The organism is Novosphingobium indicum (genome assembly GCF_014645195.1).
GTDB lineage: Bacteria > Pseudomonadota > Alphaproteobacteria > Sphingomonadales > Sphingomonadaceae > Novosphingobium > Novosphingobium indicum.
In genome coordinates this window covers 1-22757 of the sequence record NZ_BMLK01000042.1, presented here as the reverse complement: position 1 = coordinate 22757, position 22757 = coordinate 1, and the positions used below count along the sequence as shown (strand labels likewise).

Sequence of the window (22757 nt, the reverse complement as noted above, 5' to 3'; positions counted from 1 at the left end):
ATGGTGAATCACGTCAGCCCCAAACCCGATACCCTCAGTGAGTCAGATTCCACAGGTTTTGGTATAAGATGTGAGATTATCCACACTCTTGGCACCTCAAGTTCGAATTTTGCCAAGGGACCGGGTCTGTGGAGTCCAGAGCGCAGCGACGACCCTGCGCTTCCTCTCATTGCGGAGCCTGCGGGTGGCGAGTTCGAGTCACGATGCAACGACGAGACACGCGCACGCGCAATGAGAAGTCAAGTGCGATGCACCCGCCAAAAAGGGCGACCGGCAGTTATCCAGCGTTGGGCTCTCCAAAACCGTCAGTCTGCAAACGGCCCATTTCACTCGTCACCCCAACGCCGCCCGCCACTTCCCCAACCGCGCCACCGCCTCATCCAGCACCCCGTCCGGCTTGGTGAAGCAGAACCGCACGATGTGCTCGGGCTGGCCCTCGCTCTCGTAGAGCGCGGAGACGGGGACGGTCGCGACGCCCGCATCGGTTACGGCGCGTTCGGAGAACTGGCGGTCGGTCAGGGCAATGCCCGAGGCGGCGAGGTCGACGCAGAGGAACCACGTCGCGGCGTTGGGCAGGACGGTGAAACCGGCGCCTTCCAACCCCGCTTTCAGCCGCGTGTGGGAGGCGGCCCACTCGGCGCGTTGTCCCGCCAGCATGGCATCGGGCATCGCCAGCCCTTCGGCTACGGCCCATTGCAGCGGCGGGGCGCTCGCATAGGTAAGGAACTGGTGGGCGCGGGAGAGCGCGGTTGCCAGCTCGCCCTGCGCGATCATCCAGCCGATCTTCCAGCCGGTGATGCCGAATATCTTGCCCGCAGAGCCGATCTTGACGCTGCGCTCGGCCATGCCTTCGAGCGCCATCAGCGAGCGGTGCGGCCTGCCGTCGAAGCGGACGTCTTCCCAGACCTCGTCGCAGATCGCGATCAGGTCGTGCCGTAAGCAGGCCTGCGCCAGAGCCGCCAGTTCCGCGTCACCCGCCACGGTGCCGGCGGGATTGAGCGGATCGTTGACCATCAGCACACGGGTACGCGGCGTGATCGCGCGTTCCAGAGCATCTGCATCGTAGCGGAAATGCGGCGGTTGCAGCATCACCGAAACCGGCACGCCCCCTGCCCGGCGAACCATCGGCGCATAGGCATCGTAGGCTGGCTGGAACAGGATCACCTCGTCTCCCGGTTGCACCAGCGCCAGCACCGCCGCGGCAATTGCCTCGGTTGCTCCGGAAGTTACGGTCACCTGCTCAGGGGAAAGCGCAAGCCCCTGGCGGCGCGCGTAGTAGCCGCAGACGGCCTCGCTCAGTTCGGGCAGCCCGGCTCCGGGCGGATACTGGTTCGACTTTTCGCGCAAGGCCCGCGCGGCGGCCTCCAGCACGGGTTCCGGCCCCGGCGCGTCGGGGAAGCCCTGCCCCAGGTTTATCGCGCCATGTTCGCGCGCCAGCGCCGACATCCGGTCGAACACGGTGCGCTCCATGGCGGCATAGACGGGGTGGATGCGGCCGGCTGTCTTCATCGCGGTGCTGCTCCGATGGCCTGTACGGGCATGGTCGAAAGGAGCATCGCGCGATAGCGCCGGTTTTCGCAAAATGCACGTCGGGCCGCGCGGTTTGTAGAGAGATGGACAGACCGTGGCCCTATCCCGATCCTCGATGAACAAGAAGGACGGGCGGAAAAGGAAACCATAGCGATGTCCTACGAACTGAACCGCAAGCTGGCCGCCCCGCGCGAGCCCCTGCCGACGACAGCAGAGATCGACCAGGTCACCGCCGACATCATCCGCGGCGCCTTCGAGACCGTCTGCTTCGAGAGCGCGACCTATCTTGGCCGCGCGGCCTCCTCGCCGATCATCAACCAGTCGAACGAGCGCAATGCCGCCATCGTCGATGCGCATGGCCGCCTTGCCATGGGCGCCATCGGCACCCCGCAGCTGACCTTCGTGAACCAGATGGAAACGCGCTGGGGCCTGATGAACCAGGAGCGCTACGACTGGGGACCGGGCGACGTCTTCCTGGCCAACGACCCCGATCACGGCGGCGGCCACTTGCCCGACTACAACGTCTACGGCCCGGTCTACGACGAAAAGGGCGAACTGATCTGCATCCAGACGCTGCAGGCCCACCAGGGCGATACCGGCGGCAAGGACCCGGGCGGCTTCACGCTGGAAGCGACCGACGTCTTTACCGAGGGCGTGATCTATCCCTGCCTCAAGCTCGTGCACCGCGGCGAACTGCGCAAGGACGTGTTCGACTTCGTCGTGCGCAACAACCGCTTCGCGACGTTCGCGGGCGACATCGCCGCGATGATCGGCGGTGTGCAGCACGCCGTGAAGATGCTGGAAGACCTGCTGGCCAAGTGGGGCTCGGAAACGGTGAAGGCCGCGATCAACCATTCGATCGAGCACACCGAAAAGCGCATGCGCGAGGAAATCGCCAAGTGGCCGGACGGCACTTATGAAGGCACCGTCTTCATCGACCACGACACGGCGGGCACCAAGGACATCAAGGTCCATGTCGCCTGCACCGTGGACGGCGGCCAGCTCACCGTCGACCTCACCGGCACCGACGAGCGGCAGGATCTCGTCGGCGTGTGGAACACCTTCGCCAATTCGCGCAGCTACGTGATGACGCAGGTGATCACCCACCTCGACCCGACGATCGTGCGCAACGAGGGCATGTTCAACGCGGTGGAGATCGTCATTCCCGAAGGCTGCATCGCCCAGCCGCCGCCGAACAAGCCGGCGGCTCTGGGCTCGTTCCACCCGGCCTGCGAAATCACCGAGGCGGTCTGCGTCGCGCTCAGCCAGGTGGCTCCGGAGCGGGCACAACCGCAACTCTACAAGATCGGCATGCCCAACGCCGTCATCGGTTTCGACGACAACGGCATGATGTGGATGGATCAGGGCGTCGATTGCCGCTCGATGGACGTTTCCGCGATCCAGGGGCTCGACGGCTGGGGATCGTGCCCAAATTCGCTGGGCAACCTGATCCTGTCCGAGGCGGAGGACGCGGAAAGCCGCTTCCCGATCCTCAACATCAGCCGCGAGATGACCACTGACGGCGGCGGCGCCGGCCAGTGGCGCGGCGCGCCGGGTTCGCTCAACGTGAAGCAGGTGCTCAAGCCCACCTCGGCGATGGCGTGGATGGTCTCGGCCGACCACCCGCTGCGCGGCATGTGCGGCGGCGATGACGCCATTCCCTATAGCAACCACTTCGAGGTCGGCTCGCCCAACGAACGCAAGATCGAACGCACCGCGCAGGATCTGCTGCCCGATGGCGCAGTGATCGCCTATCAGCACGGCGGCGGCGCGGGCTTCGGCCAGCCGCTGCTGCGCGATCCCGAAGCGGTGAAGGAGGACGTGCTCGACGAGTACGTCAGCCCCGAAGCCGCGCGCGCCAAATACGGCGTGGTGCTGACCGGCAGCCTCGAGGACTACACGCTCGCCGTGGACCACGAAGCGACCAGGGCGCTGCGGGCCGAAATGGCAGCCATGGCGGAAGCGGCGGAGTAACCGGCACTTAGCTCAGTTTCATCGTCATCCCCGCGCAGGCGGGGATCCCGCTTCCTGCGACTGCGCATGAGAAAACAGCGGGGCCCCCGCCTTCGCGAGGGCGACGATCAGGGAGGGACGGAGAGCCGCTCGGCTCTCCAGCAAAAGGCAAGCAAATGACCTATCGCGTTGGCATCGACATCGGCGGCACTTTCACCGACTTCGCGCTTCTCAAAGGCGACGAAGTGGTGCTGCACAAAAACCTGTCCACCCCGGAAGACCGCTCGCTGGGCGTGATGGAAGGGCTCGGCAAGCTGGCGGAGAAGGAAGGCCTCGAACTCGGCGACTTCCTGGGCAAGTGCGAAGCCATCGTCCACGGTACCACTGTGGCCGACAACACCCTGATCGAGATGAACGGCGCTCTCACCGGCCTCATCACCACCGAGGGTTTCCGCGACGAGATCGAATACCGCCGCGGCTTCAAGGAAGACATCTGGGACGTGCGCCTCGCGCCGCCCAAGCAAATCACGCCGCGCCGCCGCCGCCTGACCGTGCCAGAGCGCATCCTGCATGACGGCACCGTGCACCGTGCGCTCGACGAGGACGCGTTGCGTGAAGCCTGCCGCAAGCTGCGCCTGCAGAACGTCGAGGCCGTGGCGATCAGCTTCCTGTTCTCCTTCGTGAACCCCGAGCACGAACGCCGGGCCAAGGAGATCGTCACCCAGGAAATCCAGAACGCCTATATCTCCGCCAGCCACGAAGTGCTGCCGCGCGCGCCCGAGTACGACCGCACCTCCACGACGGTGGTCAACGCCTATGTCGGCCCGCGCGTGATCGGCTATCTCGAAAAGCTGGTGCAGCGCCTCGTCGAGGGCGGGTACAAGAACCAGCTGATGGTCATGCAGGCCGCCGGCGGCGTGATGACCAAGGAATATATCGACGGCGCCCCGATCCGCGTGCTCGCCTCGGGCCCCGCGGGCGGCGTGATCGGGTCTGCCCATACCGGCAGCGCCAAGGGTTGCCCGGACCTGCTCTGCGTCGACATGGGCGGCACTTCCTACGACATGTCGCTGGTGGTCGGTGGGCAGGCTCCCGCCGAAGCCGGGTGGAACATGCACCACCGCTACCTGATCGGCGTACCGATGGTGAAAGTGGAAACGCTGGGTGCGGGCGGCGGCTCGATCTGCCATGTCAACGCGGGCGCGCTCGAAGTCGGTCCGAAGTCGGCGGGCTCCGAGCCCGGCCCGATCTGCTACGGCCGCGGCGGCACCGAGCCGACCGTCACCGACGCACTCGTCATGCTCGGCGTTCTTTCGACCGACGAAGGCTTTGCCGGCGGCAGCTTCTCGCTCTCCAAGAAAGGCGTGACCGAAGCCTTCCAGACAATCGCCGAGCAAATGGAAGACGTCGGCGACGACTACGGTGCCGAACAGGCCGCCTTCGACTGCTGGCGCGTGGTCAATGCCAACATGAGCCAGGGCGTGCGCCGCACGACTGCGGGCAAGGGCATCGACCCCAAGGACCTCGTCATGCTCGCCTATGGGGGCAACGGCCCGGCCTTCGCGGCGATTCAGGCCGAGGACCTCGGCATCAAGCGCGTGCTGGTGCCCAAGGCCTCGCCCACCTTCTCGGCGCTCGGCACGCTGGTCGCCAACCCGACGATCGACGAGGAACGCTCCTACATCGCCTCCGCCAAGACGCCCGATCTCGAGCGCATCCGCCAGCTGTGGACCGACCTGTCCACCCGCGCGCGCAAGTACTTCACCGACGCGCATTTCAACGCGGACGACATCCGCGTAAACTACCAGCTCAACATGCGCTATCCGGGGCAGAACTTCTCGCTCTCGCTCGACTACAAGACCGACGTGCCGCTGGGCGATCTCTCGTTCATCGAGCCCAACGAGGACGGGGATTTCGGCGAGCGCGCCGTCGCACTGTTCAACCAGCGCCACATGGACGAATACGCCCACATCCGCGAACACGAGATTCCGGAAATCTCGGGCGTCCGCCTCGCCGCGCACGTGGTCACGCCTTCGCCCAAGGCCGCCGGCGGCTTCACGCCCTCGGGCCAGGCCCCGGTCGCTGCCAAGGAACGCCGCGCCAATCTCGGCGCAGGTTTCGCGCAGACTCCGGTCTATCTCGGCAAGGATCTGGAGCCGGGCATGGAAGTGCCCTCGCCAGCGATCATCGAGGAAACCTTCACCACCATCGTCGTCTATCCGGGCTGGAAGGCGCAGGTTGACGATGCGGGCGACTACCAGCTCGTGAAGGCCTAGGCGGCGGGCCCCTCACCAACATGCGTCAGGAAGCCCACCCCTGCCCCTCCCGCTTGCGGTAGGGGCGTAGCAGTGTGCGCCGGACAGGATGCGCGGTTTCCGCCCTCCCGCAAGCGGGAGGGCCGTGAGACTTGGCGAGCCGTCAGGCGAACCTGGTCGCAACGGGGTGGGCTGCCGGAAATGAACGTTGCGCATGGCCCGCTTGGGCCTTGAGCCACGCCCGATCCCATGCAACCCTCCTCCCCCAATTCAGGAGAGGACCTTTCATGCCGCTACCCATGGCCATTCACGAGCAGGACCGCCTGCTCTCGCTCAACGTCAACGAGGAGCCCGCCATCGATCTGGGGCACCTGATCCCGGGCATGAAGCTGTGGCCGCTGTTCCTCGATCCGGACAATGCGACCTGGGTGCTTTACGTCCGCTATGCGCCGGGAACCCAGCTTCCCAAGCACTTCCACACCGGCGCGGTGCACTTCTTCACGCTCAAGGGCACCTGGGGGTACAAGGAATACCCGCAGGACATGCAGACCGCGGGCAGCTATCTCTACGAACCGCCGGGCACGATCCACACCTTCCACATTCCCGAGGATGGCGAGCCGGTCGAAGGCTTCATGGTCGTTTCGGGCGTGAACGTGGTGTTCGACGATGACGGCAATTACCTCTCCACCGACCATGCCGGATCGATGGAGCAGATCTTCCTCGATGCCGCCCGCCAGCAGGGCATCGACATGCCCCGCTACATCCGCCCGTCGGGCCCGGCAGCCTTCACGGCCTGAGCCGCACGATGGAAGACGATCTTTCCCGGCGCCTGCTCCAGCTCGAAGGCGGCATCAATTTCCGCGACATGGGCGGCTATCCCACGGCGGACGGACGGCAGGTGAAGTGGGGCAATCTCTACCGCTCCGGCTCGATGGCGCGCCTCACGCCTGCCGACGCCGCGCAACTGGTCGATCTCGGCATCCGCTGCGTCGTCGACTTCCGCAGCAGGCGAGAGCAGAAGCGCGATCCCAACCTCTGGTGCGCCGAGGCGGGCGTGACCTACTGGAGCCGCGATCATCAGGAGGTCTTCGGCCAGCTCCACACGATGGCCGAACGCGGCATCGACAACGAGGAACAGGCCATGGAGATCATGGCCGAGGGGTTCCGCCACCTGCCCTTCCAGCAGGCCCCCGCCTATGCCGAGCTGATCCGCCGCATCGCCGATGGCCACGTGCCCATCGCCTTCAACTGCACCGCGGGCAAGGACCGCACCGGCGGAGCGGCGGCACTGGTCCTGTCGGTCCTCGGCGTCCCGCGCGAGATCATCGTCGCCGACTTCACACTCACCGAGAAGGCGGTCAACCTGCGCACGGCCTTCGGAGCCCGCCCTCAGGATGCCAATTCGCCCTACGCCGGTCTGCCCGAAGCGGTGATGGATGCGCTTGCCGGCGCGCGCCCGGCGTACATATCGGCATTCCTCGATTCTATCGCGGAACGCTGCGGCTCTGCCGAAGGCTATCTTGCTGAAATCGGGGTGCCCGCCGATGCCGCGCAAGCCGTACGCGCGCAGCTGCTCGAATAGGCCGAAGAGGCACCTGACAGGCTTTTCCGCAACGGCCTGCCGAAACGATTACTCTGTATGCCTATGCTAACTTGAGATTCAGCCGTTCGCGCTTACATTGTCCTGCGAAAGGACCTCTTCCGACAATGAACGACGACCAGCCCAACGGCAATCCATGGATCAAGAGCCTCCTCGTATGGGGCGGCATCTTTCTTGCTCTGCTCATGGTAGTCTCGATGTTCGGCGCGCGCGGCGAAGCCGGGCCGACGATCCCTTATTCCGATTTCCGCGCCAAGGTTACGACCGACAGCGTCGCTTCGGTCGAGATCAGCGAAGACCGCATCACCGGCAAGTTCACGAACGGCGACAGCTTCGCCACGGTGCCCGTGCCCGGAGACACCTCGCTGACCCAGCTGCTTGAGGCGCACGACGTGAAGTATTCCGGCAAGGAAGCCGAACAGGGCAGCCTGCTGGTCTACATCCTCGCCCAGACCCTGCCGTTCCTGCTGATCGTGGGCATCGCCTTCTTCGCGCTGCGTCAGGTCCAGAAAGGCGGCGGCTCGGGCGCGATGGGCTTCGGCAAGTCGAAGGCCAAGATGCTGACCGAACGGTCGGGCCGCGTCACCTTTGACGACGTTGCCGGCATCGACGAGGCGCGCGAGGAACTGGAAGAAATCGTCGAGTTCCTGCGCGATCCCACGCGTTTCTCGAAGCTCGGCGGCCAGATACCGAAGGGTGCGCTGCTGGTCGGCTCCCCCGGTACCGGCAAGACCCTGCTCGCCCGCGCCATCGCCGGTGAGGCGGGCGTGCCGTTCTTCACCATATCCGGTTCCGACTTCGTCGAGATGTTCGTGGGCGTCGGTGCCAGCCGCGTGCGCGACATGTTCGAACAAGCCAAGAAGAACGCCCCCTGCATCGTCTTCATCGACGAAATCGACGCCGTCGGTCGTCATCGCGGCCATGGCCTCGGCAATTCGAACGACGAGCGGGAGCAGACGCTGAACCAGCTCCTTGTCGAGATGGACGGCTTCGAGGCCAACGAAGGCATCATCATCATCGCGGCGACCAACCGCCCCGACGTTCTCGACCCCGCGCTGCTGCGCCCGGGTCGCTTCGACCGTCAGGTCGTGGTGCCGGTCCCCGACATCGAGGGCCGCGAGAAGATCCTCGCCGTGCACATGAAGAAGGTGCCGCTGGCCCCCGACGTCAACGCACGCGTGATTGCCCGCGGCACGCCCGGCTTCTCCGGTGCCGACCTTGCCAACCTGGTCAACGAGGCTGCCCTGCTCGCAGCCCGGCGCAACAAGCGTCTGGTCGCCATGCAGGAATTCGAGGACGCCAAGGACAAGGTCATGATGGGCGCCGAACGCCGCTCCATGGTCATGACCGAGGACGAGAAGAAGATGACCGCCTATCACGAGGCCGGTCACGCCATCGTCTCGGTCAACGAGGAAGCCTCCGACCCGATCCACAAGGCCACGATCATCCCGCGCGGACGTGCACTGGGCATGGTGATGCGTCTGCCCGAGCGCGACAGCTACTCGTACCACCGCGACAAGATGCTGGCGAACCTCTCGGTCGCCATGGGCGGCCGCGTGGCGGAAGAGATCATCTTCGGCCACGACAAGGTCTCCTCCGGCGCCTCGTCCGACATCCAGTACGCCACGAGCCTGGCCCGCAACATGGTGACCAAGTGGGGCATGTCCGACAAGCTCGGCCCGCTGCAGTACGAGGAAAGCCAGGAAGGCTATCTCGGTATGGGCGGCTCCCAGCGCACCATGGCCTCGGACGAGACCAACAAGGTGATCGACGCCGAGATTCGCGCACTGGTCGACAACGCCCATGCCCGCGCGACGCAGATCCTCAACGACAAGAACGAGGAATTGCACACGCTTGCCAAAGCCATGCTCGAGTACGAGACGCTTTCAGGCGACGAGATCAAGCAGCTGCTCGAAACCGGTTCGATCGACCGTCCCAGCGAGCCGCGCGGTCCGTCATCGACGCGCGCTGTTTCGGGTTCGTCGATTCCCAAATCGGGCAAGCGCTTCTCCGGCGGAGCCGCTCCGCAGGGCGCCTGATGAAAAGTAACACGGTTCTCCCTCGGGAGAGTGCAGGAAGGGGCGCAGGGGTAACGAACCTGCGCCCCTTTGGCGTTTCAGGACCACTTCAATTCTGGTTGTGAGACACGTCGATGTTCGCGGCGTAGGCCCGGCCGCGCATGGTCGCCAGGCAGGACACGACCGACACCCTGCCCTCGACGCGGAATATCCGGCACGATCCCGTCGCCTCGTCCCTGGTGCCGTTGCGCAGGGTCAGCTGACGCACAGTCATCGTGTCGGGACCAGTCATCTTCCCTTGAAAGCGTAGCATCGTCACGTCCCAGCTGCGCAGATCGAAGGCGATGCTGGCCGTGTCGTTCTCCCGGTCGTCGATAGCAACGGCATCGCACTGCGCCAGCACTGTATCGTCCCGATGCTTGAGCACTTCCTGATTGTAAGTGCAGCGGCCTTCCAGCCGAATTCGATCTTCGGGAACGACCTCTGCCGCTGGAGCGGCCAAAGCCAGAAACAGAGGGAAGAACATCTCTATCAACTGCCCGTCTGCGCCATGATGACCATGAAAAACAGAAGCAGCGCGGTGCCTGCGAAGGCCACCAGAAACCATGTTCGCCACCACGCGCCGAAGCGTGAGAGGGCATAGGCTTCCCGAAGCTGGCGATACATGTGGATCGGAGGGACGAAGAAGAGGACGCCGCCCACCCAGGCTGCGCCCGCGGCCCCGGCCAGCATCGATACAATCACCAGCAGTGTCGCGAAGCTGAGCGAATAGGTGACGAATACCGTGTGGTCGTAGAGATGGAACCGTCGGCTGAACGGGAACAGCAACCACAGGAATGGAACCGAGATCGGAATCAGAACCCAGCTGAATTTGTAGGCATACGTCTGAAGCTTGTAGAGCGCGAGGTCCGGGTTCTCCCTGAACTTCTTGACTGCCTTGTCGACTTGCGGAATGTCGCTGCTAACATTCTTGCCCGAAAACGCCTCGCCAAGGCCATTCTTTTGCAGGGCACGAACCGCATCGACCGCTTGCTGCTTCTCCGCGATCTGCTTGTCGAGTTCAGCTGTGCTTGCTCCCTTTGCCGACAAGGTCGCCCGCTTGGCCTTGAGATCATCAATCTCGGCTTCAACCCCATCCACACTGCGGTTGATCTCGATGAGATTTCCGCCGCCTGTGCTTTTTTCTTCGCTTTCAGTAGCATGAAAAACGGCGAACATGATGAACACGAAGAACAGGAACAGCGCGATCGGCGATAGGTAGCTCGCGCGCCTCCCGTCGATATATTCGCGCGTGAGCTTGCCCGGACGCCAAAGCAGCAGCGGCAGTGTGCGCCAGAACTTTCCCTCGAAATGCAGCACGCCATGCAGCAGGTCGTGGAGAAAAGCCCCCAGTGTCCGGTGGACATGCGCCGCCTGCCCGCATGTGTGGCAATGCGACCCGATCAGTTCCGTCCCGCAGTTGAGACACTTGGTTTCATGCGTGTGGCCGTCGGCACCGCCGCTGCCGGCAGACGGTTCCGCTGCATTGCCGGACAGGGCCCCCTGCCCGATTTCCGCCAGGCTTTCGCTGATGTCGCTCATGCTTCCCCCGTTATGGAAGACAGATTTACCCTCTTGCCGCGTACCTGAACAGACGCATTGTGCATTGCAGCGTCATGACCGAAATCACGAACGCTCGGCCAGTTTACGGTCGATGGCATTCCACAAGTGACTGAATGCGCGCGCGGCCGGGCTGCTCGGTGCCAGCACGCCGACCGGCTGCTGATGCACGGCGCATTGCTCGACCACGCTGGCGTAAGGGATTGCGGGCCAGTCCGGATTGGCTTCCCGCGCTTCCCGGTGGAGCGTGCGCCGCATGTCCAGCATGGAAAGCACCGGCAGGATCGGCGGGTGACGCTTGGAGTTGCCGGAGATCTCGCGCACCACCAGATCGAACGCCCGCGCGGACAGCGGGGACGGCGGCAGCGGCACGATGACGAGATCGGCTGCGCGCACGACCTGGGCGGAAAGCTCGTTCATCACCGGCGGACAATCCAGCACGATCCGCTCGTAATCGCCAGCGAGATCGCGGGCCAGTTTGGCAAGCCGCTTGCGCTTGCCGATTTCCGCCAGCTGCGCGTCGAGGGCTCGGATGCTCTCGTCCGCGGGCAGAACGTCCAGGTTTTCGAAAGCGGTATGCTGGATCAGCGCATCGGGCGAGCGGTTGCGCGAGAAGACCTCTTCCGCCAGCCGCGAGCCCTTGGGCTCCAGCCCATAGAGAAACCCGGACCCGCCCGAAGCGTCAAGATCCCACAGAAGCGTATGCCGCTTCGCCTGAGACGCCGAACACCATGCAAGATTGGCGGAGAAGGTCGTTTTTCCGACCCCGCCCTTCACACTGTAGATGGCGATGGTTGCACCTGCCACAGACGCGTCACGAGGGCTCGCCCGTTTGGACGGCCCTCGCGATAATCCGGCAATGCGCGGTAGTGTTCGTTTTTTCTTCCCGGCCACGCCGCAGATCGTTGCCTGTCACACGCGGACAGTCAACGAAAAGGATCAGCCGTCGTAGTCGCCACCGATCGAAGTGTTGCGCGTCGGCGCCGAAGCGGTGATGCGCAGGGCCTCCGCCGACTGGCTGAGCGAACCGATATCGTCCATCTCGTCGTCGTCCTCGGGCAGGACGCGCTGCATCGAGGTGACCAGCGATTCCTTGAGTTCGGTGGGACGCACGGTCTGCTCGGCGATTTCGCGCAGAGCCACGACCGGGTTCTTGTCGCGGTCGCGATCGACCGTGAGTTCGGCGCCGCCCGAGATCTCACGCGCACGCTGCGCAGCAAGCAGGACGAGATCGAAACGGTTGGGAATCTTGTCGACGCAATCTTCGACAGTAACGCGCGCCATGGGCACTCCGTAAAAATCTGGATGTTCGTAAAGGCGGGCAGATAGGTAGCAAACCGGCAAAAGTCAAGGAAATCGGGGCAGACAGCCGCCCCGGAAATCCGTCAATCTTCGTCCTGCCCGATCCAGATCGAGTGGGAATCGATGCGCAGCCGCGTCAGCGCGCGCATGGCTTCGGTACGCGCCTGCGCTTCCAGGCGGAAGGCATCGTGAACCTGGCGTTCGCCAAGCAGTTCGTCCGAAAGATCGATCTCACCCGCCTTGTGCCCTTCGCGCAGCTTTTGCAGCGCAGCGAGCTGGGCCTTGAGCCCTTCGCGCGCACGCTGCCACGCGGCAAAGCGGAAGCGGGCTTCGGTCATGTCGGTCTCGGCGGTTTCCTTGACCGCGAAACGGACGGCCATCGCATCGGAAAGCGTCGCGCTTGCCTCCGCCTCGGCCAGATCGGCAAGCGCCTTGCGGTGACCACCGCCCAGCGGCATCGAAAACAGGACACCCGCCCCGCGCTCGGCGCCGCCGCGTTCCGAAAACATCCGGACCCCGAACGAGGGATCGGCGATCCGATCCGCCCGCGCCCGCGATGCCGAGGCATCGGCCCGCTGCGCGTCGGCATCGGCGGCCGCGATCTCGTGGCTGTGCTGAATGACAAGCTGCCCCAACGCCGAGATGCCTTTCTCGGGCAGCGCCGGCATGGGGACCGACGGCGCTGAATCGCCAAGCGGAAGCCCCGGAAATTGCGTAGCGAGCCGTGCCCGCGCCATGGCCTCGCGACCGGCGGATTGTTCGGCTGCTACCCGTGCGGAACCAAGCGCGGCTTCTGCCTGATCAGCATCGAGTTGCGCGGCATCGCGAACCGCAACGCGGCGGCGCACGGCCTCCAGAAGCTTGGTATAGTTCTCGGCGGCCTGCCGATCGACGCGTGCCTCCTCGGCAGCACCCAACCAGTCCCACCAGCTCTGCGCCAGAAGGAGCGCCGCCTGGTGGCGCGCGTCTTCGGCGCGATTTTCCGCCGCGCTGACACCGTACTGACCGATCTCACGATCGAGCCGGGCCTTGCCCGGCAGCCGGAAGGAGCGGGTCAACTGGCCGTCGAACTCGTCGAACGAGCCTTCGCGGTCCACCGAGCGATTGATGTAGCTGCCGGAGAAGGTGACCTCGTGCGATCCGCGCGCCAGAGCCCGGGCCTGTGCACGCGCCGCGCCGGTGCGCGCCATCGCGGCCTTGACCGAAGGGTGCGCGTCCAGTGCGGCGGCAACGGCCGCTTCGTCCGGAAGGCCGGGTTCGGCGATTGCCGGCGAGGCAAACAGCAGCGCGGCACCTGCAAGGAGAAGCTTACGCATCGGCCCTCTCCCCATCTGCTTCATCTCGTTGGGAGTGTTCATGATCGCCCGCATCGCGCTCTGCCTTGTTCTCGCCGAAGCGCTCATAGAGGAGCGGCAGGAGCACCAGCGTCAGCAGCGTCGAGGACACGAGGCCGCCGATCACCACGATCGCCAGAGGCTTCTGGATTTCCGATCCCGGTCCGCTCGCGAAGAGCAGCGGCACCAGACCGAAGGCGGCAATCGTCGCAGTCATCAGCACCGGACGCAGACGCCGCTCGGCCCCGCGACGGACCGCCTCGTAAAGCGGCACGCCTTCCTCGCGCAGCTGGCGGAAGTAACTGACCATGACGAGGCCATTGAGCACCGCGATACCCAGCAGGGCGATGAAGCCGACCGAAGCGGGGACCGAGAGGTATTCGCCGGAGAAGGCGAGCGAGATCATGCCGCCGACCAAGGCGAAGGGGATCATGCCGATGATCAGCAGCGAAGCGCGGAGCGAACTGAGCGTCGCGTAGAGCACCACGAAGATCATCACGAGCGAGATCGGCAGCACCACCATCAGCCGGGCCGAGGCACGCTGCTGGTTCTCGAACTGGCCGCCCCAGACGATCCGGTAGCCCGGCGGTAGAGCGACGTTCGATGCAATGTCCGCCTTGGCCTCGTCGACATAGCCGACCAGATCGCGGCCGGAGACGAAGGCCTGCACCAGTGCGAAACGCGAGCCGTTCTCGTGTTCCAGCTTCACCGGGCCCTCCACCCGGGTAACCCTGGCAACATCGCTGGCACGGACCAGTTGGCCGGTGGGCGAGCGGTAGAGCGTATCGGCGAAAGCCTGCGGCGACAGCGCCTGCCCTTCCCCACGAATGACGATGGGAACGCGGCGGATGCCTTCGGCCACGACGCCGGCATGGACGCCTTCCACTTGCGCACGCATGGCATCCTGCAGCTCGTTCACCGGCATGCCGGCTCGCCCGGCGGCAAGCCGGTCGATATCCATCTGCAGGTAGTCGACGCGGTCGTTGGCGACGGTCATCGCCTCGCTGGTGCCCTTGATGCCTTCCAGACGCCCCTGAATGTCACCGGCGATCCGGGCGAGTTCATCGAGGTCCGGCCCGAATATCTTGATGGCAAGATCGCCGCGCGAACCGGTGAGCATTTCCGAAATGCGCATCTCGATCGGCTGGGTGAAGCTGGGCTCGATGCCCGGCAGGTCGACCAGCGCCTTGCGCAACTGACCGACGAGCCATTCCTTGTCCGGCACGCGCCATTCCTCGCGCGGCTTGAGCTTGAGGAAGGTGTCGGTTTCGTTGAGCCCCATGGGATCAAGGCCGAGTTCATCCGAGCCGACGCGAGCGACGACTTCGGTCACTTCGGGGACCTTGGAGAGCAGTGCGCGCTGGACCTTGAGGTCGCCTTCCACGCTGTGTTCGAGCGAAATCGAGGGCAGCTTGGTAAGCTGAACGATCACCGAGCCTTCGTCCATCGTCGGCAGGAAGGTCTTGCCGGTCACCGAATAGGCGACACCCGTCAGCAGCAGCGAGATACCCGCCACCGTGTAGACCAGCTTCCGGCGCCCGAATGCCGCATTCAGCAGCGCGTGATAGCGCGGGGACACCTTGCGCATCAGCCAGGGCTCGTGGTGGCCTTCGTCCGCCTTCACATTGAGGACGTAAAACGCCATGACCGGAACCAGCGTGAGCGAGAGCACGAGCGCGGAGAGCAGCGCCAGCACGATTGTCAGCGCCACGGGAGCAAAGAGCTTGCCTTCCAGCCCCTGCAACGTGAGCAGCGGCAGGAACACCAGCGCGATGATCGCCATGCCCGATGCCACCGGCTTCGCGACCTCGGCAGAGGCAATGAAAACATTGTGCAGCTTGCTCGAATGCGCGTGCTTGGGATCGGACAGGCGCTCGACCACGTTCTCGACGACCACGACCGCGCCGTCGACAAGCATGCCGACGGCAATCGCCAACCCTCCCAGGCTCATGAGATTGGCAGTCAGGCCGATCGATCGCATGAAGATGAACGTGAGCAGCGCCGCCATCGGCAGGGCCAGCGCGACGATCACCGAAGCGCGCACATCGCCGAGGAACAGCAGCAGCAGCACGACCACCAGCAGCGTCGCTTCGAGCAAGGCTTCCTCGACCGTCCCCACAGCACGCTCGATCAGATTGGAGCGGTCGTAGAAGACCGAGACGCTCATGCCCTGCGGCAGGCTCGGCTGCAGCTCCTCGAGCCGCGTCTTGACGCCGTCGACCACTTGCGCCGCGTCGGCGCCGCGCAGGCCGATGACCAGACCTTCCACCGCCTCGCCCTTGCCGTCCTTGGTGACCGCGCCATAGCGCGTGAGGCTGCCGGTGCGCACTTGCGCGACGTCGCTCACGCGCAGGACATTGCCGTTCTCGCTGCGCACGACAATGGCGCCCATATCGTCGAGCGTCCTGATCGCGCCGGTCGCGCGCACGATCAGCGCTTCCTCGCCCGAGACGAGGCGGCCGGCACCGTCGTTGCGGTTCGATTCCTCGATGGCCGTTGCCAGATCCGTAACCGTAAGCTGGGCAGCCGCGAGCGCCGAAGCGTTCGGGACGACCTCGAAGGTCTCGGCCCTGCCGCCCAGCGAATTGACGTCGGCCACACCGGGAACGGTGCGCAAGGCCGGGCGGATCACCCAATCGAGCGTGCGCCGCTTCTCGGCAAGGCTCTGCGGCCCTTCGAGCGTGAACATGTACATGTCGGACAGCGGCGTGGAGATCGGCGCCATGCCGCCGCTGACATTGCCGGGAAGATCCCCCATCACACCATTGAGACGTTCGGAGACTTGCGTGCGAGCCCAGTAGATGTCCGTCCCGTCGGCAAAGTCGATGGTGATATCGGCAATCGCGTACTTGGCGACCGAACGCAGCACCGCCTGATGGGGAATGCCCAGCATTTCCATCTCGATGGGCGTGATGACCCGGCTCTCGACTTCCTCGGGCGTCATGCCCGGCGCCTTGAGGATGACTTTCACCTGCGTGGAGCTGATGTCCGGAAAGGCATCGATCGGCAGGCGCATGAAGGCCCAGGCCCCCATACCGGCCAGGCCCAGAGCGAGGCCGATTATCGCGAGGCGCCATGCGAGCGCCCGTTCGACAAGCTTGCGCAACACGACCGGTTACTCCGCCACGAGGGACTTGAGTTCGGCAATGCCGCTGATCGCGACCGGTTCTCCCGCCTTCACGCCCGCAGACAGGATGGCCTGCCCGCCCGCGTCGGTCGCCACGGTCACCTCACGCCGTACGAAGCGATCGCCCTCCCGGACAAACACGACATCCTGCCCGCCGATGCGGGTGACCGCCTGCGAGGGGATCGAAATCCCTGGCCGCTTGCTGCCCGCCACCCCGCTGATCACCACCGACACGCTCTGTCCCGGCATCAACCCGGCGGCGTTGTCGAGCCGCGCCTTGGCGGCCGCCGAGCGCGTCATCGGGTCGAGCGAGGCACCGACAGAGACGATGCGGCCCGTAGCCACGGTATCGCCATTGCCCGGGAGCGGAACCGAAACCGCCATGCCCGGCCTGACCTGTCCGGCCAGGCGCTCGGGCAACTGCAGGTCGAGCGTCAGTGCGGCGGTATTCTCGATGACGAACGGCGCCATGTCGCCGCCGACATGGCCGCCGGTCTCGATGGAAACCTTGGAAACGCGCCCCGAAATCGGCGCGCGCAGCGTGACCGTGCCGTCCTTGCCGGCACCGGCGAGCGAGAGCAGGCGGCGATTTTCCGCCACGGTTGCCTCGCTGCGCTGAAGCGCGGCTCTCGCCTCGTCAGCCCGCGCACCGGCGACGATGCCGTCGCGGGCCAGCGTTTCGAGCCGCCTCGCCCTGGCACGGTCGACTGCCAGATCGGCCTGCGCCCGCGCGAGATCGGCGCTGAACTGGACCGGCGCGGCAGACTTGACCACGGCAAGCGGCTGTCCGCGCCCGACCTGTTCGCCCTGCAATACGAAAACGCGCGTGGCCGTGCCGTCGAACGGCGTCGTCACCGCCACCTTGGCATCGGGCGGCAGCGAAACCTGACCGGGAACCGTGCCTACCGGCACGACGTCGGACGCGGCCGCAGCCTGCGTGCGGATACCCAGCTTCTTGATCTGCTCAGCGCTCAGCTTGCCATCCGCACCATCCGGCGCTTCTGCAGCCTCCTCCTGCGGTGTCGAGGGGGCGAACGCGTAGTAGCCGACCACGCCAAGCACGAGAACGGCAGCCGCGCCGCCGGCAAGAAGTTTCCTGTCCATGCCCCGAGGATGGAAGTTCAAGCTGACAGGACCTTGTCAGTTTTCGGGCTTATCGTCAGTTTTCATGCACTGCAGCGCGTGTACGCTGTATGGACCGTATCGCGAGAGGGGATTGGCCTTGCGGCTGCTTCTGGTGGAAGATGACGAACAACTGGCGGAGCGCCTGTCCGACAGGCTGCGCAATGCCGGTTTTGCCGTCGACGTCGCGTCCAACCGCGAGGAAGGCGAGGCTTGGCCGGACATGGACAAGATGGCGGCTGTGGTTCTCGATCTCGGCCTTCCGGATGGCAGCGGCATGGACCTGCTCAAGTACTGGCGCGACCACAAGGTCGATTGTCCGGTCCTGATCCTGACCGCGCGCGGCAGCTGGCAGGACAAGGTTTCCGGCCTCAACGCCGGAGCCGACGACTTCGTGGTCAAGCCGGTCCGCTTCGAGGAACTGCTGGCGCGCCTTCATGCCCTGCTGCGCCGCCAGTCGGGCTCGCGCGATACCTGGATCGAGGCCGGCGGCTGCAGGCTCGATCCCGTCGCCCGGCAGGTCGAATGCGACGGCAAGCAGATTTCACTCAGCAAGCAGGAATTCCGGCTGCTCAACCTGTTCATCCGCCGTCCCGGTCAGACGCTGTCGCAAGCCGACATCGGCGACCACCTCTACGATCTCGACAGCCACCGCGATCTCAACGCGGTGGAAGTGCTCGTCTCCCGGCTGCGCCGCAAGATCGGCTCGGAACGCATCCGCACGGTACGCGGGCTGGGCTACAGGTTCGCTAAGTGAAGGCATCGCGCGCGCCCCGCCGCTGGCAATGGCACTCGCTGCGGGTACGGATCATGCTGGCAACGCTGATGTGGGTCACGCTCGGCATCGGCGGTGTCTGGTATTCGGCCACCCGGCTGTTCGCCAAGCACGTCGAGCAGAGCTATCACGAAGAGCTGGAAGTCCACATCAAGGAACTGGCAGCGCTCGTCCAAGTCGGCAGCGACGGGCGATTGACGATGTATCGCCCCCTCTCCGATCCGCGCTATCTCGTGCCGCTTTCGGGCTTTTACTGGCAGGTCAGTCTCGACAATGGCGAGACCATCCGCTCGGCATCGATGACCCGCGGCAGACTGGACGAAAGCGTCGCTCACGACAGTTCCGTCCATCATCACGTAGAAAGCGGACCGACCGGACCGGCGATAACCTATGGCCTCGTCCGCAAGGTACCGGTTGTCGGCGACGTCCACTACGTGATCGCCACCGACGAATGGCTGCTCGACGAGACCATTGCCCGCTTCGAGCGCGAACTTGTGGTCTGGCTGGCAGCCCTTGCCGCGGCGCTGGGTGCCACCGGCATGCTGCTCGTCGCCTTCGGGCTGCGACCGCTCGACCGGCTTACCGCGGCCACCGCCCGCCTGCGGAGCGGCGCCGCCGAACGGCTCGAAGGCGAATACCCTAGCGAAATCGCGCCGCTGGTTGCGGACCTCAACGCCTTCATCGACCACAACCGCACGACCGTGGAACGCGCCCGCGTGGAGGCAGGAAACCTTGCCCATGCCCTGCGCACGCCGCTGGCCGTGATCACCGACGAGGCCGAGCGGCTCTCGCAGAACGCGCGCACCGCCGAAGCCAGCAGCACACTGCTCGCGCAAAGCCAGATCATGGTGCAGCAGATCGAATATCAGCTCGCCCGCGTCCGTTCCGCCGCCAGTGCGCGCGGCCCCGGAACCGCGAGCCGTGTGGGCGAAGCCCTGCCGCCCCTGCTCTCGGCCATGCGCCGCCTGCATCCGGATACGCTGTTCAAGGCCACCATTCCCGAAGGGCTGGACACGACCGTGCCGATGGACGCCATCGACTTGTCCGAACTGCTCGCCATCCTCCTCGACAACGCCGGCAAGTGGAGCAGCGAGACAGTCACTATCGAGATGGACCGCCCGGCCGACGCCTTGCAGATCCGGATCGTCGACGATGGCCCCGGCCTCACCCCCGAAGAGATCACCATGGCCTTTCAGATCGGCACGCGCCTCGATCCAGTCATGCCGGGATCGGGTCTGGGCCTTGCCATCGCACAAGACATCGCTGCCGCTTATGGGCTGACCATGCACCTGGGCGCACGCAGCGACGGGAAGCACGGTCTGGAAGCGCGCATCACGTTCCCGTCGCCATCAGCGGATACCTCGCCTTAAGGCATTTCGATGCAGATCTTGCCGATGTGCTGCCCCGCCTCGAGGTGGCGGAAGGCATCGGCGAGGCGCTCCTGCGGAAAGATGCTGTCGATCACCGGATGCAGATCGTGCGCCTCGATCGCGCGGACCATGTCCACCTGATCGCGCCGACTGCCGACCGTTACAGCCTGCAGGCACAGGCGCTTGGCCTGAACGATCGCAAAAGGCATTGTGTCGATATCGAAGCCGCCCACGGCCCCGATGATAGCGACATGGGCGCCGGTCCGGGCCGCCTTGAAGCTTTGCCCGAGCGTATGCGGCCCGCCCACTTCAATGATGTGCTCGACGCCCTGCCCTCCGGTGAGATCGAGTACGGCCGGCCCCCAATCGGGCACCTGCGTGTAGTCGATCACATGGTCCGCGCCCAGCGCGCGCAAACGCTCGAGCTTAGCCTCACTGGAACTCGTGGCGATCACCTTGGCGCCTGCGGCCTTGGCGAACTGCAACGCGAAAAGCGAAACCCCGCCGGTCCCCTGTACCAGAACGCGGTCCCCCGGCTTCACCTTGCCGTCGGCGACGACCGCGCGCCATGCAGTCACGCCGGCACACGTCAGCGTTGCCGCCTCGGCATGAGTCAGATTTGCAGGGGCATGGGTGAAGTGGCTGGCCGGCCGGGTCGCTTCCTCGCAGGCAAAGCCGTCCGCGGGACCGCCCGGCGAGTTGTCGAGATCTGCCCGGTCCATGTGACCGTCCGACCACTTGGGATGAAAGACGCTGACGACGCGGTCCCCCGGTGCGAATTGCGTAACGCCGGCCCCCACCTCAAGCACCTCACCAGCACCATCGGAAAGCGGGATCAGGCCATCGGCCACGGGAAAGAACCCCTTGGCAACCAGCCCATCGCGAAAGTTGAGCGACGCCGCATGCACGCGCACCTTGATCTCTCCCGGTCCGGGCGCGGGAGCGCTGGCCTCGGCAAGCGTGAGGGTATCGAGGCCGACGGGCTCGCCCAGACGTATGGCTTTCATGATGCCTGCAACTCCTTCATCAGCGGCAACAGCTTTTCCTGTGCCACCAGCGCATTGTAGTGCTCGGCGACCGAGGCAATGCGTCCGTCGCGCAGCCTGAACACATAGACATAGGTCTGCGCATAATCCTCGCCGCTGATCAGCCGGCCTGCCGACCGGGCTTCAGCGACGATACGATCGTCCTGCGCGGTCACGGCATCGATGGTGAACCGGAGCGGTCCGTCGGTCATTCGCGCAAGCAGCCGGATGAGGCCCTGATAGGACGTCTTGTCCATCGTGCCCTGCGTCGTGATCCATCCGGTCATGTCCGGCGTCAGCAAGCTGTTGGGCAGGTCTCCCGCCGCAACCGCCGCAAAGAAGGCTTCGACCAATTCTGTTGCGCCGTCTTTCGCCATGCCCGTCCTCTCCAGCTTCCATGTTCTCTCGGCCGCGGTTTCCCGGCAAGAGCCGGTTACGTTGCCTTGGCGAAATCTAACCCTGGACACGCCCAGCGACTTGACCAATGCGGACATTCAGGGCCACGCAGGACATCGCAGTGATGGCCTGCGGGCAATTTGCAAGTGGGAGCGCAAAAGGTGTCGTCCGTTTCCGAAGTAGTCGAGTTCGAAAGCCTCAATGCTTCGTTATTGCGCCATTTTCCCGAACTCGTTGCCGATTTAAACGGTGACCTTTCGGCATTGCTCGATGCCGCCAACATCGGGGAAAGCGAATTCGCCGATGGCCTTGGCAACGTTACCTATCGTCAGCTGATACGCCTGCTCGAACTGGCCGCGCAGGCGCTCCATTGCCCTGACCTCGGGATGCGTTTGGCCTCGATCCAACGCGGCGGCAGCATTTTCGGGCCTCTCGGTCACGTGATGAGCAACTCGCACACTTTCGGCGACGCATTGACCTTCGCTTGCGAACACAGCAACGCGCACAGCCGTGCCGCACGTGTCTGGCTGCATCGGCTCGACGATACGGGACAGGTCTTTGCAGGCCATGAGCTGCTGCTGGGCAACATCGCCAACCGGGCACAGGCCATCGAACAGATACTCCTGCTGGGGCATGTGGAAGCGCAGGAGATGACAGGCGGCTATGCCCGTGCCCGCAAGGTCCATTTCCGACACGAGCCGATCTCGCCTCAGGACACCTACCGCAAGTATTTCGGATGCGAGGTGCGTTTCGGCCAACGGGTCGACGGCATTGTTTTCTCTGAAGAAGATCTGGCCTCCCCGATCCTGCGCAACAGCAGCCGCGTTCACGGCGACATGGTCGCCTTCATCGAACGCACCTTCCCACGCGAACGCCTGCCGTTTCACGCCGAAGTCCGCGGCCTGATCATGCGGCGACTGGCGTTCGGGGACTGTTCCAGCAGCGAGGTTGCGCGGGCCATGAACCTTCATCACCGCACGCTGCGCCGGCGCCTTCGTCAGGAAGACAGCAGCTTTCAGCAGGTAAAGGACGAAGTGCGCCGTGACCTGACGCTCTACTACCTGGAGCGCACCGACCTCGACTTTCGCGGAATTTCCGAAAAGCTGGGCTTTGCCGAACAATCCATCTTCTCACGAAGCTGCCGCCGATGGTTCGGCAAGTCTCCCAGTCAGCTTCGCCGAGGGCTCGCCGATTAGTCTTTCACCGAACAGCCAATCGATACCCTCGATATGGCGTGACTCAAATGAAACCGCGTCCGGAAAACCCGGGACGCTTCAGATTGAATTTCATTCAGGTATTGGTTGCGGGGGTAGGATTTGAACCTACGACCTTCAGGTTATGAGCCTGACGA

The 22757-nt window shown here is 64.8% G+C and carries 18 protein-coding genes; 8 read left to right on the top strand and 10 right to left on the bottom strand.

Annotated elements, in window-relative coordinates:
• Window positions 1–333: 333 nt before the first annotated feature.
• On the bottom strand, window positions 334–1509 hold the full coding sequence (locus IEX64_RS22845; RefSeq protein WP_188823621.1) for an aminotransferase: 1176 nt from the start codon (window positions 1507–1509) through the stop codon (window positions 334–336).
• Window positions 1510–1683: 174 nt separating this feature from the next.
• Between IEX64_RS22845 and IEX64_RS22840 the strand changes: the two genes are divergently transcribed.
• The 5 genes from IEX64_RS22840 to ftsH all read left to right on the top strand — a co-directional run bounded on the left by IEX64_RS22840 (window position 1684) and on the right by ftsH (window position 9377).
• The gene (locus tag IEX64_RS22840) at window positions 1684–3504 is read left to right on the top strand and encodes a hydantoinase B/oxoprolinase family protein (protein ID WP_188823619.1); all 1821 of its coding nucleotides are present in this window, start codon (window positions 1684–1686) and stop codon (window positions 3502–3504) included.
• A 155-nt stretch (window positions 3505–3659) separates the two neighbouring features.
• Window positions 3660–5759, top strand: a complete 2100-nt coding sequence (locus tag IEX64_RS22835) for a hydantoinase/oxoprolinase family protein (protein WP_188823617.1) — start codon at window positions 3660–3662, stop codon at window positions 5757–5759.
• Between the two features lie 266 nt (window positions 5760–6025).
• Complete coding sequence (locus IEX64_RS22830; RefSeq protein WP_188823614.1) at window positions 6026–6535, top strand: 2,4'-dihydroxyacetophenone dioxygenase family protein; 510 nt, start codon at window positions 6026–6028, stop codon at window positions 6533–6535.
• Between the two features lie 8 nt (window positions 6536–6543).
• Window positions 6544–7320 (top strand): tyrosine-protein phosphatase, encoded by a 777-nt coding sequence (locus IEX64_RS22825; RefSeq protein WP_188823612.1) that lies wholly within the window; start codon window positions 6544–6546, stop codon window positions 7318–7320.
• 125 nt (window positions 7321–7445) lie between these two features.
• Window positions 7446–9377 (top strand): ATP-dependent zinc metalloprotease FtsH, encoded by a 1932-nt coding sequence (ftsH, locus tag IEX64_RS22820; protein ID WP_188823610.1) that lies wholly within the window; start codon window positions 7446–7448, stop codon window positions 9375–9377.
• A gap of 88 nt (window positions 9378–9465) precedes the next feature.
• On the opposite strand, the gene IEX64_RS22815 is transcribed toward ftsH, so the two are convergent.
• The 7 genes from IEX64_RS22815 to IEX64_RS22785 all read right to left on the bottom strand — a co-directional run bounded on the left by IEX64_RS22815 (window position 9466) and on the right by IEX64_RS22785 (window position 17822).
• Window positions 9466–9882 carry a hypothetical protein gene (locus tag IEX64_RS22815; RefSeq protein ID WP_188823608.1) on the bottom strand — a complete coding sequence of 139 codons (417 nt, stop codon included), beginning with the start codon at window positions 9880–9882 and terminating at the stop codon, window positions 9466–9468.
• 5 nt (window positions 9883–9887) lie between these two features.
• A complete protein-coding gene (locus IEX64_RS22810) occupies window positions 9888–10937 on the bottom strand; it encodes a DUF3667 domain-containing protein (protein ID WP_188823605.1) in 1050 nt (349 codons plus the stop codon).
• A gap of 84 nt (window positions 10938–11021) precedes the next feature.
• Complete coding sequence (locus tag IEX64_RS22805) at window positions 11022–11762, bottom strand: ParA family protein (protein WP_229710675.1); 741 nt, start codon at window positions 11760–11762, stop codon at window positions 11022–11024.
• Window positions 11763–11894: 132 nt separating this feature from the next.
• Entirely contained in the window at window positions 11895–12239 is a 345-nt protein-coding gene (rpoZ, locus tag IEX64_RS22800) for a DNA-directed RNA polymerase subunit omega (RefSeq protein ID WP_188823602.1), read from the bottom strand.
• A 101-nt stretch (window positions 12240–12340) separates the two neighbouring features.
• A complete protein-coding gene (locus tag IEX64_RS22795) occupies window positions 12341–13573 on the bottom strand; it encodes a TolC family protein (protein WP_188823601.1) in 1233 nt (410 codons plus the stop codon).
• The gene (locus IEX64_RS22790; protein ID WP_188823600.1) at window positions 13566–16700 is read right to left on the bottom strand and encodes an efflux RND transporter permease subunit; all 3135 of its coding nucleotides are present in this window, start codon (window positions 16698–16700) and stop codon (window positions 13566–13568) included. Before IEX64_RS22790 ends, IEX64_RS22795 begins: the two co-directional genes overlap by 8 nt.
• Before the next feature lie 6 nt (window positions 16701–16706).
• Window positions 16707–17822, bottom strand: a complete 1116-nt coding sequence (locus IEX64_RS22785; RefSeq protein ID WP_188823599.1) for an efflux RND transporter periplasmic adaptor subunit — start codon at window positions 17820–17822, stop codon at window positions 16707–16709.
• Window positions 17823–17940: 118 nt separating this feature from the next.
• On the opposite strand from IEX64_RS22785, the gene IEX64_RS22780 reads away from it, so the two are divergent.
• Window positions 17941–18597, top strand: coding sequence for a response regulator (locus tag IEX64_RS22780; protein ID WP_188823598.1), 657 nt, complete (start codon window positions 17941–17943; stop codon window positions 18595–18597).
• Window positions 18594–19985, top strand: a complete 1392-nt coding sequence (locus IEX64_RS22775; protein WP_188823597.1) for an ATP-binding protein — start codon at window positions 18594–18596, stop codon at window positions 19983–19985. The genes IEX64_RS22780 and IEX64_RS22775 overlap by 4 nt, the downstream gene beginning before the upstream one ends.
• On the opposite strand, the gene IEX64_RS22770 is transcribed toward IEX64_RS22775, so the two are convergent.
• Complete coding sequence (locus IEX64_RS22770) at window positions 19982–20992, bottom strand: zinc-dependent alcohol dehydrogenase family protein (protein WP_188823596.1); 1011 nt, start codon at window positions 20990–20992, stop codon at window positions 19982–19984. The two genes, IEX64_RS22775 and IEX64_RS22770, sit on opposite strands and share 4 nt — an antisense overlap.
• Window positions 20989–21387 carry a nuclear transport factor 2 family protein gene (locus tag IEX64_RS22765; RefSeq protein WP_188823594.1) on the bottom strand — a complete coding sequence of 133 codons (399 nt, stop codon included), beginning with the start codon at window positions 21385–21387 and terminating at the stop codon, window positions 20989–20991. The genes IEX64_RS22770 and IEX64_RS22765 overlap by 4 nt, the downstream gene beginning before the upstream one ends.
• A gap of 180 nt (window positions 21388–21567) precedes the next feature.
• Here IEX64_RS22765 and IEX64_RS22760 point away from each other — a divergent pair, with 180 nt between their 5' ends.
• A complete protein-coding gene (locus IEX64_RS22760) occupies window positions 21568–22602 on the top strand; it encodes an AraC family transcriptional regulator (RefSeq protein WP_188823592.1) in 1035 nt (344 codons plus the stop codon).
• Window positions 22603–22757: the final 155 nt, after the last annotated feature.